Consider the following 13,961-nt stretch of genomic DNA (forward strand, 5'->3'; position numbering starts at 1 on the left):
ACACCCCGGCCCGTACGACGTGTCGGGCCGTTCGCGTTGTCCCTTCGCGTTGTCCGCACCTCCAGTCCCGGGATGGAAAAGCCCCATGAGCCTGCACGGTCTGCTCGACGCCGTCGTCAAGGACGCCGCCCTCACCGAGGCGGTGAAGGCCGCAGCCGACGGGAACCGGCCGCACGTGGACCTGGTCGGCCCCGCCGCCGCGCGCCCGTTCGCCCTGGCCGCGCTCGCCCGGGACTCGGGGCGGCCGGTGCTCGCGGTGACCGCGACCGGCCGGGAGGCCGAGGACCTGGCCGCCGCGCTGCGCTCGCTCCTCGACCCCGACACCGTCGCCGAGTACCCCTCCTGGGAGACCCTGCCGCACGAGCGCCTCTCGCCCCGCTCCGACACCGTCGGCCGCCGTCTCGCCGTGCTGCGCCGCCTCGCGCACCCGAGGGACGACGACCCGGCGGCCGGGCCGGTCAGCGTGGTCGTCGCGCCCATCCGCTCGGTCCTCCAGCCGCAGGTCAAGGGCTTGGGCGACCTGGAGCCGGTGGCGCTGCGGTCCGGGCAGACGGCCGATCTGAACGAGGTCGTGGCGGGCCTGGCGGCCGCCGCGTACTCCCGGGTGGAGCTGGTCGAGAAGCGCGGCGAGTTCGCCGTGCGCGGCGGCATCCTGGACGTCTTCCCGCCCACCGAGGAGCACCCGCTCCGGATCGAGTTCTGGGGCGACGACGTCGAGGAGATCCGTTACTTCAAGGTGGCCGACCAGCGGTCCCTGGAGGTCGCCGGGCACGGCCTGTGGGCGCCGCCCTGCCGCGAGCTGCTCCTCACCGACTCCGTACGGGAGCGGGCGGCGGCCCTCGCCGAGGAGCACCCGGAGCTGGGCGAGCTGCTCAACAAGATCGCGGAGGGGATCGCGGTCGAGGGCATGGAGTCCCTCGCGCCGGTCCTCGTCGACGACATGGAGCTGCTCCTCGACGTGCTGCCGAAGGGCTCCATGGCCGTGGTCTGCGACCCCGAGCGGGTCCGGACCCGGGCGGCCGACCTGGTCGCCACCAGCCAGGAGTTCCTCCAGGCGTCCTGGGCGGCGACGGCCGGTGGCGGCGAGGCCCCGATCGACGTCGGCGCGGCCTCCCTGTGGGGCATCGCGGACGTCCGCGACCGGGCCCGCGAGCTCGGGATGCCCTGGTGGTCGGTGTCGCCGTTCGCGGCGGACGCGGCCGACGCCGACGGCGACGTCCTCGCCCTCGGGATGCGCGCCCCCGAGTCGTACCGGGGCGACACCGCCCGCGCGCTCGCCGACACCAAGGGCTGGCTGGCCGACGGCTGGCGCACGGTCTACGTGACCGAGGCCCACGGCCCCGCCTCCCGCACGGTCGAGGTCCTCGGCGGCGAGGGCATCGCCGCCCGCCTCGACTCCGACCTCACCGAGATCGCGCCCTCGGTCGTCCACGTGGCCTGCGGCTCCATCGACCACGGCTTCGTCGACCCCGGCCTGAAGCTGGCCGTCCTCACCGAGACCGACCTGTCCGGGCAGAAGGCGGCCGGCAAGGACGGGCAGCGGATGCCCGCCAAGCGGCGCAAGACCATCGACCCGCTGACCCTGGAGGTCGGCGACTACATCGTGCACGAGCAGCACGGCGTCGGCCGGTACGTCGAGATGGTCCAGCGGACCGTGCAGGGCGCCACCCGCGAGTACCTGCTCGTGGAGTACGCGCCCGCGAAGCGCGGCCAGCCCGGCGACCGGCTCTACATCCCGACCGACCAGCTGGAGCAGGTCACCAAGTACGTGGGCGGCGAGGCGCCGACCCTGCACCGGCTCGGCGGTGCGGACTGGACGAAGACCAAGGCGCGCGCCAAGAAGGCCGTCAAGGAGATCGCCGCCGACCTGATCAAGCTGTACTCGGCGCGGATGGCGGCCCCCGGCCACGCCTTCGCCCCCGACACCCCCTGGCAGCGCGAGCTGGAGGACGCCTTCCCGTACGCGGAGACGCCCGACCAGCTGTCCACCATCGCCGAGGTCAAGGAGGACATGGAGAAGACCGTCCCCATGGACCGCCTGATCTGCGGCGACGTCGGCTACGGCAAGACGGAGATCGCGGTCCGGGCGGCCTTCAAGGCCGTCCAGGACGGCAAGCAGGTCGCGGTCCTCGTCCCGACGACCCTGCTCGTGCAGCAGCACTTCGGGACCTTCTCCGAGCGGTACTCGCAGTTCCCGGTGAAGGTGCGGGCTCTGTCCCGCTTCCAGTCCGAGACCGAGTCGAAGGCGACCCTGGAGGGGCTGCGGGACGGCTCGGTGGACATCGTCATCGGCACCCACCGCCTCTTCTCCTCCGAGACGAGGTTCAAGGACCTCGGCCTGGTCATCGTGGACGAGGAGCAGCGGTTCGGCGTCGAGCACAAGGAGCAGCTGAAGAAGCTCCGGGCCAACGTCGACGTGCTCACCATGTCGGCCACCCCCATCCCCCGTACGCTCGAGATGGCGGTCACCGGCATCCGCGAGATGTCCACGATCACCACCCCGCCGGAGGAGCGCCACCCGGTCCTCACCTTCGTCGGGCCGTATGAGGAGAAGCAGATCGGCGCCGCGATCCGGCGCGAACTCCTGCGCGAGGGCCAGGTCTTCTACATCCACAACCGGGTCGACTCCATCGACCGGGCGGCGGCGCGGCTGCGCGAGATCGTGCCCGAGGCGCGGATCGCGACCGCGCACGGCCAGATGAGCGAGGGCGCCCTCGAACAGGTCGTGGTCGACTTCTGGGAGAAGAAGTTCGACGTGCTCGTCTCCACGACGATCGTGGAGTCCGGCATCGACATCTCCAACGCCAACACCCTCATCGTGGAGCGCGGCGACAACTTCGGGTTGTCGCAGCTCCACCAGCTGCGCGGCCGGGTCGGCCGGGGCCGCGACCGGGGCTACGCGTACTTCCTGTACCCGCCGGAGAAGCCGCTGACGGAGACCGCGCACGAGCGGCTCGCGACGATCGCCCAGCACACCGAGATGGGCGCGGGCATGTACGTGGCCATGAAGGACCTGGAGATCCGGGGCGCGGGCAACCTGCTGGGCGGCGAGCAGTCGGGCCACATCGCGGGCGTCGGCTTCGACCTGTACGTGCGGATGGTCGGCGAGGCGGTCGCGGACTACCGGGCGTCGCTCGACGGTGGGGCGGAGGAGGAGCCGCCCCTGGAGGTCAAGATCGAGCTGCCGGTCGACGCGCACGTGCCGCACGACTACGCGCCGGGGGAGCGGCTGCGCCTCCAGGCCTACCGGGCCATCGCCTCGGCGAACTCGGAGGAGGACGTCAGGGCCGTACGGGAGGAGCTCACCGACCGCTACGGCAAGCTGCCCGAGCCGGTCGAGAACCTGCTCCTGGTGGCGGGCCTGCGGATGCTGGCCCGCGCCTGCGGGGTCGGCGAGATCGTCCTCCAGGGCCCGAACGTCCGCTTCGCGCCGGTGGAGCTGCGCGAGTCCCAGGAGCTGCGCCTCAAGCGCCTCCATCCGCGCGCGGTGATCAAGCCGGCCGTCCACCAGATCCTGGTCCCGCGCCCGACGACGGGCAAGATCGGCGGAAAGCCGGTGGTGGGCCGCGAACTGCTCGCGTGGACGGGGGAGTTCCTGACGACGATCCTCGGGTCGTGAGGGGCGGGGCGGTCCTCCGGGGCCGCCCCTACTCCCGCCGCGTGAAGAGCAGGCCGGTGAGCGAGCGGAAGTACTCCTCCGGGGTCCGGTCGCCCAGCGCGCCCGTCACGTTGTGGGTGAGGAGCAGCGTCGCGAAGCCGTGGGCGAGCGACCAGGCCGCGATGCCGGCCTCGCGCGCGTCGGGGACGCGGTCCAGGCCCGCGACGCCCGCGCGGAGTTCGGCGGAGGCGCGCTCCTTGGCGGCGAGCAGGTCCGGGTCGTCGGCGCGCAGCAGGTCCGGCTGGAACATGACCTGGAAGTGGGCGGGGTGCTCCACCGCGAACCGCACGTACCGCACGCCCCGTTCGCGCAGTGCGGGCGCGCCGGCCAGGGCCCCGGCGAGGAGGTCGTAGCCCTCGGCGGCGACGGCGGTCAGGAGCCCGGTGCGGTCCTTGAAGTGGTGGGCGGGTGCGGCGTGCGAGACGCCCGCGCGGCGGGCGAGGTCCCGCAGGCTCAGCGCGCCGGGGCCCTCGGCGGCGATGACGTCGAGGGCGGCGGCGAGGACGGCCTGCCGCAGGCCGCCGTGGTGGTAGGTGCTCCGGCCCGTGTTCTTGTGCGTCTTCCCGGTCGTCATGGCGGCAGCCTAGCCCTCGTCTAGTCATTGACAAGTTCACGGGGCCGGGCGCAATCTTGTCAGTGACAAGACGATGTGCCGTTCGCACGTGAGGGAGAACGCCGTGGAAGCCGCGCGAGCCGTGCAGTCCGTGCAGTCCGTGCAGTCCGTGCAGTCCGTGCAGTCCGTGCAGGTCGGGGAGGTCGGGGAGGTCGGAGAGGTCGGGGAACTCGTGGAATCCGGGCGCGTGCGCCGGATGTGGCACCTGCTCGAACCGCTGCACGCCCTGCTCTACTACGCCCCCGAGGCCTTCGAGGAGGCCGCCGCCCTCGGGTACGACACCGGCGAGCGCTGGCCCTCCTACTTCGCCTGGCGCGCCGCGCCCCTCGGCGCAGCCGGGCCGCTGCGGGTGGCCTCCGCCTTCTACAGCTTCAGCCCCGCCATGGTCGCCCGGTACGTCCCCGCGGCCTGGGCGACCGCCGACCCGGCCGACGTGCTCGCCGCCCGGCTCCGGGCCGTCGACCACGCCTACCGGGCCCTCCTCGGGGAGGACGCGGTCGCGGGCCCCGACCCCGACCCCGGCCTCGCCGAGGCCGCCGCGCTCGCCCGCCGGGCGGCGGAGGCCGCCTCGTGCGCCGGCCGGCCGCTCGCCGCCGCCAACGCCGCACTGCCCTGGCCCGACGCCCCGCACCTCGTCCTCTGGCAGGCCGCGACGGTCCTGCGGGAGCACCGGGGCGACGGGCACCTCGCCGCGCTCCTGGCCGCCGGGCTCGACCCGGTCGAGGCGCTCGTCTCCTTCGCGGCGGCCGGCGCCGCGCCCGAACCCGTCTTCGCGAGCCGGGGCTGGTCCGCCGCCGAGTGGTCCGCCGCCCGGGACCGGCTCGCCGCCCGGGGGCTCGTGGACGCGGACGGCACGGCCACCGGGGCCGGGCGGGACCTGCGGGCCGGGATCGAGCGGCGCACGGACGAACTGGCCGCCGCCCCCTGGGCCGCCCTCGGGCCGGGGGAGGCCGACCGGCTCGCCGACCTCCTCGGCGGCCCCTGGCTCGCCGTGATCGGCTCGGGCCTGCTGCCCGCCGAGAACACCCTCGGCATCGGCAAGGTGTGACGCACCGGTACGAAGCGGCTCTTGTCGTCCGTCCTAGGATCTGAAGGGTGCTGACGAACCGAAGGACCTTCGCCGCCCCGGCCCTCGTTGCCGCCGCCCTCATAGTCGCCGCCTGTTCCCCCGGGACCGGCGGCGGCGGTGCCGGGAGGTCGCCCGCGCCGGGGACGGCCCTCGCCGCCGTGGACGCCCTCACCGTCAAGGGCCGCGCCCCGAAGACGGGGTACGACCGGGACGCGTTCGGGCGCGGCTGGATCGACGTCGACCGCAACGGCTGCGGCACCCGCGACGACATCCTCAAGCGGGACCTGACCGGGGTCCGGTACACGGACGGCCGCTGCAAGGTCGCCTCCGGCACCCTCACCGACGACCCGTACACCGGCACCACCGTCCCCTACGTCCGGGGCCGCAGCAAGGTCGACATCGACCACGTCGTGGCGCTCTCCGACGCCTGGCAGAAGGGGGCGCAGCAGTGGAACGCGGAGACCCGGCGCCGCTTCGCCAACGACCCGCTCAACCTCCTCGCCGTCGACGCCGCCACCAACCGCCGCAAGTCCGACGGCGACGCCGCGACCTGGCTGCCGCCGAACAGCGCGTACCGCTGCACGTACGTGGCCCGGCAGGTCGCGGTGAAGAAGAAGTACGGGGTGTGGGTGACGGAGGGGGAGCGGGACGCGATGAAGCGGGTCCTGCGCGAGTGCCCGCAGCAGAAGCTCCCGTAAGAACTCCCGCGAGGAGGCGGACCGGCGGGAGGTCCGTGACGGATCCGGCGGGAAAGTCGCAGGAAAACCGGTTGGTCGCCGCCGAGACGATCTTTACTCTGCCCGTATGGACCTGAACATATCGACCCTCGCCGAGCGCCCCGAACTGGAAGGGCCGATGTGGGACATGCGCCACCTCTGGCCCGAGTTCATGATGCACGACCCGGTGGGCTGGGCGAACATGGGCCAGATCGTGCGGCAGCTCCCGGAGTACGTGCTCGTCGCCACCGACGCCGACGGGAAGTTCGTCGCGCGCGGGTTCAGCGTCCCCTTCCGGCTCGACCTGGACGGCCGCCGCGCGCTGCCCGACCGGGGCTGGGACGAGGTGCTGCTCTGGGCCTTCTCCGACCTGAAGCAGGGCCGGGAGCCCGACACGGTCAGCGCGATCGAGATCACGGTCGACAAGGACTTCCTGGGGAAGGGCGTCTCGCACCGGATGCTCACCGCCCTGCGGGAGAACGCGGCCGCGCGCGGCTTCTCCGAGCTGGTCGCCCCGGTCCGCCCCAACGGCAAGCACCTGGAGGCCGGTTCCGGCATCCACGAGTACGCCTTCCGGACCCGCGCGTCCGACGGCCTGCCGCACGACCCGTGGCTCCGCGTCCACGTGCGTGCGGGCGGCGCGATCGAGGCGGTGGCCCCGGCGTCGATGACGGTCCCCGGCTCCGTCGAGCAGTGGCGCGAGTGGACCGGCCTCCCCTTCGACACGGACGGCCCGGTCGAGGTCGAGGGCGCCCTCGTCCCGGTCCACTGCGAGGCCTCGCGCGGCTACGCGGTCTACGTCGAACCGAACGTGTGGGTCAGACACCGCGTCTGACGCCCCCGCACCGCCACGCGCACGCGTGAGGGGGGCCGCTCCCCTGCGACGGCCCCCCTCACGCGTCCCCCTCGGATCCCCCCGGGCTCAGTCCAGGTCCGCGATGTCCTTCGCCGCCGGGGCCTTCGCCGCGACCGGCTTCCCGTACTGGGTGAAGGTGATCGTCTCCGGCTCGGTGCCGCCCTTCGTGACGATGCGCAGGACGTACGGCGTGCCCTCGGTGGCCACGTAGACCGTGCTCGTCCCGCCGTCGCCGTCCGGCTCCGTCAGGGTGAGCGCCTTCTGTCCGCCGACGGTGGTCTCCCCGCCCCGCACGATGCCGGTCGCGCCCTGCTCGAAGCCGCCGAGGAGCGTCTTCGGGTCGCACATCTCCATGGCCTCCTTCGCCTCGGGCTCGGAGGCCGCCATCTCGACCCAGCGGCCCTTGAGGGTCTTGAGCATGGCCTCCCGGACCTCCGGGGACTCGCCCTTCGCCTGCTCGTTCAGGGACGCCTCGTCGAAGCGCATGTACACGTTCTTCCGGTCGACCCGGATCAGCTCGGTCGTGGCGGCCGTGCCCGTGGTCACCGTTCCGGCGCACTTCCCGGTGCTGTCGAAGGAGACGTAGGCCCTCGTCCGCTCGCCCTCGGACGTCGTGTCGACGTCCACGGTCAGGGACTTCGCCGCCGCCGTCGCCGCGAACGCCTTGTCGACGATCTCCGACCCGGTGAGGCCCGCGAACGGCCCCGCCGGCTTCGCGTCCTCCGAGGACGGCCCGCAGGCGGTGGCGCCGGCCGCGACGGCGGCGCACAGGAGGGCGGTGACGGCGAAGGAGGTACGGGTGTGGGCGCGCATGGCGGTTCGTCTCCGGGAGGGGTGTGCGGGGGAGGGGCACCGAAGCGCCCCGGTCCTTGTCCTTGTGGTGGTCGGGTGCCGTCGGGTCGGCCGGGTCAGCCGAGCTTCAGCTCCCACTGCGAGGCGTTGTAGTCGAGGCCCGGGTTCACCTCGACCGTCAGGTTTTTGGCGTCCTCGGGGGTGTCGAAGGCGACGGTGACGGTGGCCTTCTTGCCGGGCAGGACAGTGCCCTGGAAGCCCGCGCCGACCTTCTCGTCGAAGATCTGCTCGGCCGCGACGCCGTTCGTCCCGGCGCGGCCGGTCAGCGTGACCAGGGTGGCGTCGAACTTCTCCTTGCCGCCGTTCTCGATGACGACGGTGACCTGGTACGCCTTGTTGCCCTCGGTGTGGCCGGCCGCGAACTCGCTGGGCTTGTACGCCTTCGGGTCCGAGACCGTGACCTTGAGGTCGTCGTCGTAGACCGAGGTGTCCCCGTCCGCCAGGTTCTTGGCGGCCGGGTCCTGGGCGGCCGGGTCCTTGGGCGCGGAGTCCTTGATGGCCTTGTCGATCTCGTCGACCGCGTCGCTGACGGCCGTGAACGTGATGACCGCGCCGACGACCGAGAGGATCAGGGCCGCGAGGCCGAGGAGCGCGCCGGTGAGCGCCACTCCCTTGTTGTTCGCCTCGCCGCGCTTCACGCGGCCCTTGCCGACGAGTCCGAGGATCAGGGCGATCAGGCCGAGGATGCCCGCCAGCCAGAAGAAGAACGGCACGAGGCCGGAGAGCGTGCCGATGATGCCGAGGATCAGGGCCGCGGTGCCGAGGCCGTTGCGCATGGCCCGGTGCGGAACGGCGGGCGGGACCTGGGTGTCGTACGACATGGGTGTGTCCTCCCGGACGGTGGAGATGTCTGGCGCGATGGATCAATCACAGCAGAGCTTGTGAACCGAGTCAACATGGTTCACGGAATATGGATCGGCTCACGCTGTGAAGTGATGCCCCGGGGCTTCGCCGGTAGGATGGGTGTCACACGAGAGTCATCAGCGGGCCAGCCAGGGGAGATGGGTCAGTTGCCGGAGAACGCAGCGGGCGCGGGAGCGGCGGGACCGGGTGCCCCGGAAGGGGCCGCGGCGGAACAGGACGGGTCCGGGCGGGCCGTCCCCGCCGAGGTCACCGCCGCCGGGATCGCCCGGCTCGCCGGGGTCGGCCGGGCCGCCGTCAGCAACTGGCGCCGCCGCCACGCCGACTTCCCCAAGCCCGTCGGCGGCACGGAGACCAGCCCGTCCTTCGCCCTCGCCGACGTCGAGGAGTGGCTCCGCGTCCAGGGCAAACTGGCCGAGGTCCCGCTCCGAGAGCGCGTCTGGCAGCAGGTCGCGGGCCACCCGGCCGGCGCCGTCACCGCCCTCGTCCACGCGGGCTGCGCCCTCCTCCTCGTCCGGGACAGGTCCGCGGCCTGGCCCTCGCTCGCCGCGCTCCCGGACGAGCGGCTCACGGACGTGCTGCCGGTCGCCCTGGAGGAGACGCTGACCGAGCGCCTCGGCCCCGGGCGGGCCGTCCTCACCCCCACCTCGGGTGCGCTCGCCGTCTCCCTGCCCCTCCTGCGTGGCGCCGCCGAACTCGCGGCCGACATCGGCGCCCGCCAGGCCTTCGAGTTCCTGCTCGGCCGCCACCTCGACGCCAACCCGCGCCAGTACACGCTCACCCCGCCCGGCCCCGCCGCCCTCATGGCCGCGCTCGCGGCCCCCGCGCCCGCCGGCGAGGGCGCCGCCCCGCTCACCGTCCTCGACCCGGCCTGCGGCACCGGCGGACTGCTCGGCGCGGTCGAGCGCCCCGGCGCCGTCTGCGGCCAGGACGCCGACCCCGACCTCGCCGCGCTCACCGCCCTGCGCCTGGCCCTCGCCGCCGACGCCGACATCCGGGTCAGGTCCGGCGACAGCCTGCGCGCCGACGCCTTCCCGGCGCTCGCGGCCGACGCCGTCCTGTGCCACCCGCCGTTCAACGAACGCAACTGGGGCCACGAGGAACTGGCCTACGACCCGCGCTGGGAGTACGGCTTCCCGGCCCGCACCGAGTCCGAACTGGCCTGGGTGCAGCACGCCCTGGCCCGACTCCGCCCCGGCGGCACCGCCGTCCTCCTCATGCCCCCCGCCGCCGCCTCCCGCCGCTCCGGCCGCCGCATCCGCGCCGACCTGCTCCGCCGGGGCGCCCTCCGCGCGGTCGTCGCCCTCCCGGCCGGCGCCGCGCCCCCGTACGGCATCCCGCTCCACCTGTGGGTGCTGCGCAGGCCCGTCCCGGGCGGCCGGCCCGCCGCCGAACTCCTCCTCGTGGACACCGCGTCCGAGCACGCCGGACCGGGCCGGGAGGGCCGCGACCGGCTCGACTGGCCGGCCGTCCACACCGCCGTACTGGACGCCTGGGCGCCCTTCGACCGGGACGGCACCCTCGCCGGGACCCCGGGCGCGAGCCGCTCCGTCCCCGTCATCGAACTCCTCGACGACGACGTCGACCTCGCGCCCGCCCGGCACCTGCCGCCGCCGGCCGCCGCCGGGGGCGCGGCCCAGCTCGCCGGGGTCCGCGAGCGCCTGGCGGAGACCCTGAACCGCGCCCGCGAACTGACCCCGCCCCCGGTCGCCGACCCGCCCGCCGCCGGGACCGGCCGGCCCACCACGACCGTCGGCGAACTGGCCCGCGCCGGGGCCCTGGTGCTGCGTGCGGGCGGCACGGGCACGGCCCCCCCGACCGCCCCCGTCGCCGTCCTCACCGACCACGACGTCCTGGCCGCCCAGCCGCCCTCCGGCACCCTGCCCGACGGCCCGCCCGAGGAGCCGGTCCTGCTGGCCGCCGGGGACGTCGTCGTCCCGGTCCTCGGCGGCGGAGCGGCCGTCCGGGTCGTGGACGCCACCGCCGAGGGCGCCGCCCTCGGCCGCAACCTCCAGCTCCTGCGCCCCGACCCGGCGGCCCTCGACCCCTGGTTCCTGGCCGGTTTCCTGCGGGCCACCGCCAACACCCGGCAGGCCAGCAGCTACGCCTCCACCGCGACCCGCCTCGACGTCCGCCGCCTCCAGCTGCCGCGCCTGCCCCTGGCCGAACAGCGCCGCTTCGGCGAGCGGTTCCGCGCCCTCGCCGCCTTCGAGGAGTCCCTGCGCCAGGCCTCGCGCCTCGGCGACCAGCTCGTCCAGGGCCTGTACGACGGCCTGGCGGACGGTTCCGTGGCCCCCTGACGCCGCCGCCGCTCCTCATCTCTTCGACAACGGTTCCGGGTATCCCGGAACCGTTGTCCGTATGGGTGTATACGCTCGTCCCCGCACCCCGATCCGTCCGAGCAGGAGCAGCAGGATGTACGGCCCCACGCAGGTCCCGCAGGTTCCGAAGCCGCCGAGGAGCTCCCTCTCCGGTGGCCGGATCGCGCTGCTCGTCCTCTTCTGTCTCCTCGCGCTGCTCAGCTGCGGCTTCCTGTCCTGGGCGCCGCTGCTGCGCCTGGCGTGCGTCACCCGCAGGGCGCGGGACTGGGTGGTGTGCGGCCTGCTGTTCCTGGGGTCGGCCGGCCTGTTCGCGTACGCGGCGGCCACCGGCGACAAGGAGCCGACCACCGGGGAGTCCTTCGCCGCCGTCGGCGTGATGGTGGCCCTGGTGGCGGGCTCGGTCACGTACTACCTGTTCGGGGAGATCCGGCACGCGGAGCGCGCCCGCACCGCGCCCGCGTACGGCCCGGCGGCCTACACGTACGGCGGCGGCACCGCGGCGACCGTGCCGGGCACGGACGTGCGCCCGAACCCGTACGTCGGCCCCGTCGCCCACACGCCCGCCCCGCACACGCCCGCTCCGCACACGCCCGCTCCGCACACCCCCGCCCCGCACGCGCCCGTCGTCCCGGCCCCCGCCACCCCCGCGCCCCAGCCGCCCGGCCCCCGCATCGACCAGGTCCGCGCCGAGCTCGACGAGCTGAGCGACCTGCTGCGCAAGGAGACCGGGGAGCCCCGGGAAGGCGAAGGCGGCCGGTGAACGGGCGGATCGTCGGCGGGCGCTACGAGCTGGCCACCGTCGTCGGACAGGGCGGCATGGGCCAGGTCTGGACGGCGTACGACGGACGCCTCGACCGGCGGGTCGCGGTGAAGCTGCTGCGGCCGGCCGGCATGAACGGGCAGGCCTCCTCCGCCGACGAGCTGCGCCGCCGCTTCGTGCGGGAGTGCCGGGTCACCGCGCGCGTGACCCACCCCGGCCTGGTGACCGTGCACGACGCGGGCAGCGAGGGCGAGGACCTGTACCTCGTCATGCAGTACGTGGAGGGCGCGGACCTCGCCGACCACCTTGCCGAACACGCCCCCTACCCGTGGGAGTGGGCGGTGTCCGTGGCCGCGCAGCTGTGCGCGGTGCTCGCCGCCGTGCACGCGGTGCCGATCGTGCACCGCGACCTCAAGCCGCGGAACGTGATGGTCCGCCCGGACGGGACGCTGACCGTCCTCGACCTCGGCGTGGCCTCCGTCCTGGACACCGACACCACCCGGCTCACCCACACCGGCTCGCCCATCGGCAGCCCGGCGTACATGGCGCCGGAGCAGGCCATGGGCGGCGCCGTCGGCCCGGCCACCGACCTGTACGCGCTCGGCGTCCTGCTCCACGAACTCCTCAGCGGGGACGTGCCGTTCTCCGGGTCGACCGCGCTCGGCGTGCTGCACCGCCACCTGTACGACCCGCCCGTCCCGCTCCGGCGGCTGCGCCCCGAGGTCCCCGAGCCGCTGGAGGCGCTGGTCCTCCGCCTCCTCGCCAAGGACCCCCGGGACCGCCCGGCCGGCGCGCACGAGGTGTACGAGCACCTGCTGCCGCTGCTGCCCGCGCGCGGTGCCCCGGCGGGCCCGATGGACCCGACCCGGCCGTTCCTGCGCCCGCACGCGCCCTGGCCGGACCGCGCGCAAACGCCCGCGGGCCCGACCCCTCCCGTCCCGACGCCCCCCGTCCCGATCCCGCCCGTGCCCACGCACGCCCCGACCCCGGTGCCGGGGCCGCGGGCCGACCCCCGGGTGTACGACCGGTCCGGGCCGTTCGCGCGGCCGGACGTGGCCGCCGCCGTGGACGAGGTCAAGCGGCTGCTCGCGGAGGGGTCCCTGACCCAGGCCGTGGACGTCCTCGGCGGGATCCTGCCCGCGGCCGAGGCCGAGCACGGGGAGCGCTCGCCGGTCGTCCGCATCCTGCGCAAGCAGTACGCGTCGACGCTGATGGACGACGGCCAGTACCGGCGCGCGCTGCCGGAGCTGCGGCGGCTCGCGGCGGACCGGCAGGCGGAGGCGGGCCCGGCGGACCCGCAGACGCTCCAGTTCCACTACGACGCGGCGCTGTGCCTGGAGCAGCTGGGGGAGACGGCGGCCGCGCTCGCGGAGTTCCGGGCGGTCCTGCCGTACTACGAGCGGGAGCCCGCGCGCGCCTTCGACATCCGGCAGCGGATCGGGCTGCTGCTCCTGACGGCGGGCGAGCACGCGGCCGGCCGCGACCAGCTCCAGCGGCTGCTGTTCGACGCGGAGCGCGCGTACGGCCCGTACCACCCGCTTCCGGCGGAGTTGCGCAGGGCGCTGGACCACCAGCGGATGATGGGCCCGCGTCCCTGACGGGCGCCACCCGCGACGGAGCGGCTTCCCTGACGGGCGCCACCCGCGACGGGACGGCTTCCCTGACGGGGCGACAGGATCACGACTCGGCAAATGATCGGGAAGTGGATCTTCGTGATCCTTTTTGCCGGTTTTGGCGCATGTAACGTTCGCGTCTGATCATGTCCATACCTTCAAGGAAATCCTCATGACGACGCCGCCCGCGCCCTCCGCTCCTGAGCAGCAGCCCGCCCCCGCGAAGAAGGGCTCCGCGATCCTCAAGAAGATCGGCGGCGTCGTCATCGCGATCGTCATCGCCGTCGCCGTGAAGCTCGGCCTCCCGCACCTCACCGGCGACGCCCCGGTGCACGCCAAGGCCGGCGAGTGCGTCACGGTCACCGGCCCGGACGACGACCCGAAGGTCGACACCGTCGACTGCTCCTCCGGGAAGGCCGACCTCTTCAAGGTCGTCAAGGTCAACGACAACACCTTCGACCTGAACAGCTGCGGCGAGGGCCAGGCGGCGCTCGCGCAGCAGCTGGACTCGGACAAGTTCGTCCTGTGCCTGGAAGAGGTCGCCGCGAAGTAAGCGCGCGTACCTCCCGAAAAGGGCCGGAACCCGTGACGGGTCCCGGCCCTTCTCCGTCCCCGTCGGGGCGCCGATCTCCCCGTTTCCCG

11 protein-coding genes are annotated in these 13,961 nt (G+C 74.2%); 8 read left to right on the top strand and 3 right to left on the bottom strand.

Going from position 1 to position 13,961, the window contains the following annotated elements; all coding sequences use genetic code 11:
• Window positions 1-85 precede the first annotated feature (85 nt).
• Window positions 86-3,619, top strand: a complete 3,534-nt coding sequence (gene mfd / locus ACIQD7_RS26360) for a transcription-repair coupling factor (RefSeq protein WP_402444756.1) — start codon at window positions 86-88, stop codon at window positions 3,617-3,619.
• Window positions 3,620-3,647: 28 nt separating this feature from the next.
• Here mfd and ACIQD7_RS26365 read toward each other — a convergent pair whose 3' ends face one another.
• The gene (locus ACIQD7_RS26365) at window positions 3,648-4,232 is read right to left on the bottom strand and encodes a TetR/AcrR family transcriptional regulator (RefSeq protein WP_402444758.1); all 585 of its coding nucleotides are present in this window, start codon (window positions 4,230-4,232) and stop codon (window positions 3,648-3,650) included.
• A 235-nt stretch (window positions 4,233-4,467) separates the two neighbouring features.
• Between ACIQD7_RS26365 and ACIQD7_RS26370 the strand changes: the two genes are divergently transcribed.
• The 3 genes from ACIQD7_RS26370 (at window position 4,468) to ACIQD7_RS26380 (ending at window position 6,891) form a co-directional block, all read left to right on the top strand.
• On the top strand, window positions 4,468-5,319 hold the full coding sequence (locus ACIQD7_RS26370; protein WP_402444904.1) for a hypothetical protein: 852 nt from the start codon (window positions 4,468-4,470) through the stop codon (window positions 5,317-5,319).
• A gap of 47 nt (window positions 5,320-5,366) precedes the next feature.
• A complete protein-coding gene (locus ACIQD7_RS26375; RefSeq protein ID WP_402444760.1) occupies window positions 5,367-6,038 on the top strand; it encodes an HNH endonuclease family protein in 672 nt (223 codons plus the stop codon).
• Window positions 6,039-6,144: 106 nt separating this feature from the next.
• A complete protein-coding gene (locus tag ACIQD7_RS26380; protein WP_402444762.1) occupies window positions 6,145-6,891 on the top strand; it encodes an N-acetyltransferase in 747 nt (248 codons plus the stop codon).
• 87 nt (window positions 6,892-6,978) lie between these two features.
• Here ACIQD7_RS26380 and ACIQD7_RS26385 read toward each other — a convergent pair whose 3' ends face one another.
• Together ACIQD7_RS26385 and ACIQD7_RS26390 are read right to left on the bottom strand one after the other, a co-directional pair.
• Window positions 6,979-7,725 carry a hypothetical protein gene (locus tag ACIQD7_RS26385; RefSeq protein WP_402444764.1) on the bottom strand — a complete coding sequence of 249 codons (747 nt, stop codon included), beginning with the start codon at window positions 7,723-7,725 and terminating at the stop codon, window positions 6,979-6,981.
• 95 nt (window positions 7,726-7,820) lie between these two features.
• Window positions 7,821-8,585 carry a DUF4352 domain-containing protein gene (locus tag ACIQD7_RS26390; RefSeq protein ID WP_402444766.1) on the bottom strand — a complete coding sequence of 255 codons (765 nt, stop codon included), beginning with the start codon at window positions 8,583-8,585 and terminating at the stop codon, window positions 7,821-7,823.
• A gap of 303 nt (window positions 8,586-8,888) precedes the next feature.
• Between ACIQD7_RS26390 and ACIQD7_RS26395 the strand changes: the two genes are divergently transcribed.
• The 4 genes from ACIQD7_RS26395 to ACIQD7_RS26410 all read left to right on the top strand — a co-directional run bounded on the left by ACIQD7_RS26395 (window position 8,889) and on the right by ACIQD7_RS26410 (window position 13,872).
• Window positions 8,889-10,925: an N-6 DNA methylase gene (locus ACIQD7_RS26395; RefSeq protein ID WP_402444906.1), complete on the top strand. Its 2,037-nt coding sequence runs from the start codon at window positions 8,889-8,891 to the stop codon at window positions 10,923-10,925.
• A 115-nt stretch (window positions 10,926-11,040) separates the two neighbouring features.
• The gene (locus tag ACIQD7_RS26400; protein WP_402444768.1) at window positions 11,041-11,706 is read left to right on the top strand and encodes a hypothetical protein; all 666 of its coding nucleotides are present in this window, start codon (window positions 11,041-11,043) and stop codon (window positions 11,704-11,706) included.
• Window positions 11,703-13,304 carry a protein kinase gene (locus tag ACIQD7_RS26405; protein ID WP_402444770.1) on the top strand — a complete coding sequence of 534 codons (1,602 nt, stop codon included), beginning with the start codon at window positions 11,703-11,705 and terminating at the stop codon, window positions 13,302-13,304. The genes ACIQD7_RS26400 and ACIQD7_RS26405 overlap by 4 nt, the downstream gene beginning before the upstream one ends.
• Window positions 13,305-13,491: 187 nt before the next feature.
• Window positions 13,492-13,872, top strand: coding sequence for a hypothetical protein (locus ACIQD7_RS26410; protein WP_121831625.1), 381 nt, complete (start codon window positions 13,492-13,494; stop codon window positions 13,870-13,872).
• Window positions 13,873-13,961: the final 89 nt, after the last annotated feature.

It is taken from the genome of Streptomyces sp. NPDC093071, assembly GCF_044754545.1.
Taxonomy (GTDB): Bacteria; Actinomycetota; Actinomycetes; order Streptomycetales; family Streptomycetaceae; genus Streptomyces.

Bases quoted from the DNA above. Each gene is read 5' to 3' on its own strand.
- ACIQD7_RS26370 (WP_402444904.1), top strand. From the start codon at position 4,468: ATGTGGCACCTGCTCGAACCGCTGCACGCCCTGCTCTACTACGCCCCC.
- ACIQD7_RS26380 (WP_402444762.1), top strand. From the start codon at position 6,145: ATGGACCTGAACATATCGACCCTCGCCGAGCGCCCCGAACTGGAAGGG.
- mfd (WP_402444756.1), top strand. From the start codon at position 86: ATGAGCCTGCACGGTCTGCTCGACGCCGTCGTCAAGGACGCCGCCCTC.
- ACIQD7_RS26400 (WP_402444768.1), top strand. From the start codon at position 11,041: ATGTACGGCCCCACGCAGGTCCCGCAGGTTCCGAAGCCGCCGAGGAGC.
- ACIQD7_RS26390 (WP_402444766.1), bottom strand. From the start codon at position 8,585: ATGTCGTACGACACCCAGGTCCCGCCCGCCGTTCCGCACCGGGCCATG.
- ACIQD7_RS26365 (WP_402444758.1), bottom strand. From the start codon at position 4,232: ATGACGACCGGGAAGACGCACAAGAACACGGGCCGGAGCACCTACCAC.
- ACIQD7_RS26410 (WP_121831625.1), top strand. From the start codon at position 13,492: ATGACGACGCCGCCCGCGCCCTCCGCTCCTGAGCAGCAGCCCGCCCCC.
- ACIQD7_RS26385 (WP_402444764.1), bottom strand. From the start codon at position 7,725: ATGCGCGCCCACACCCGTACCTCCTTCGCCGTCACCGCCCTCCTGTGC.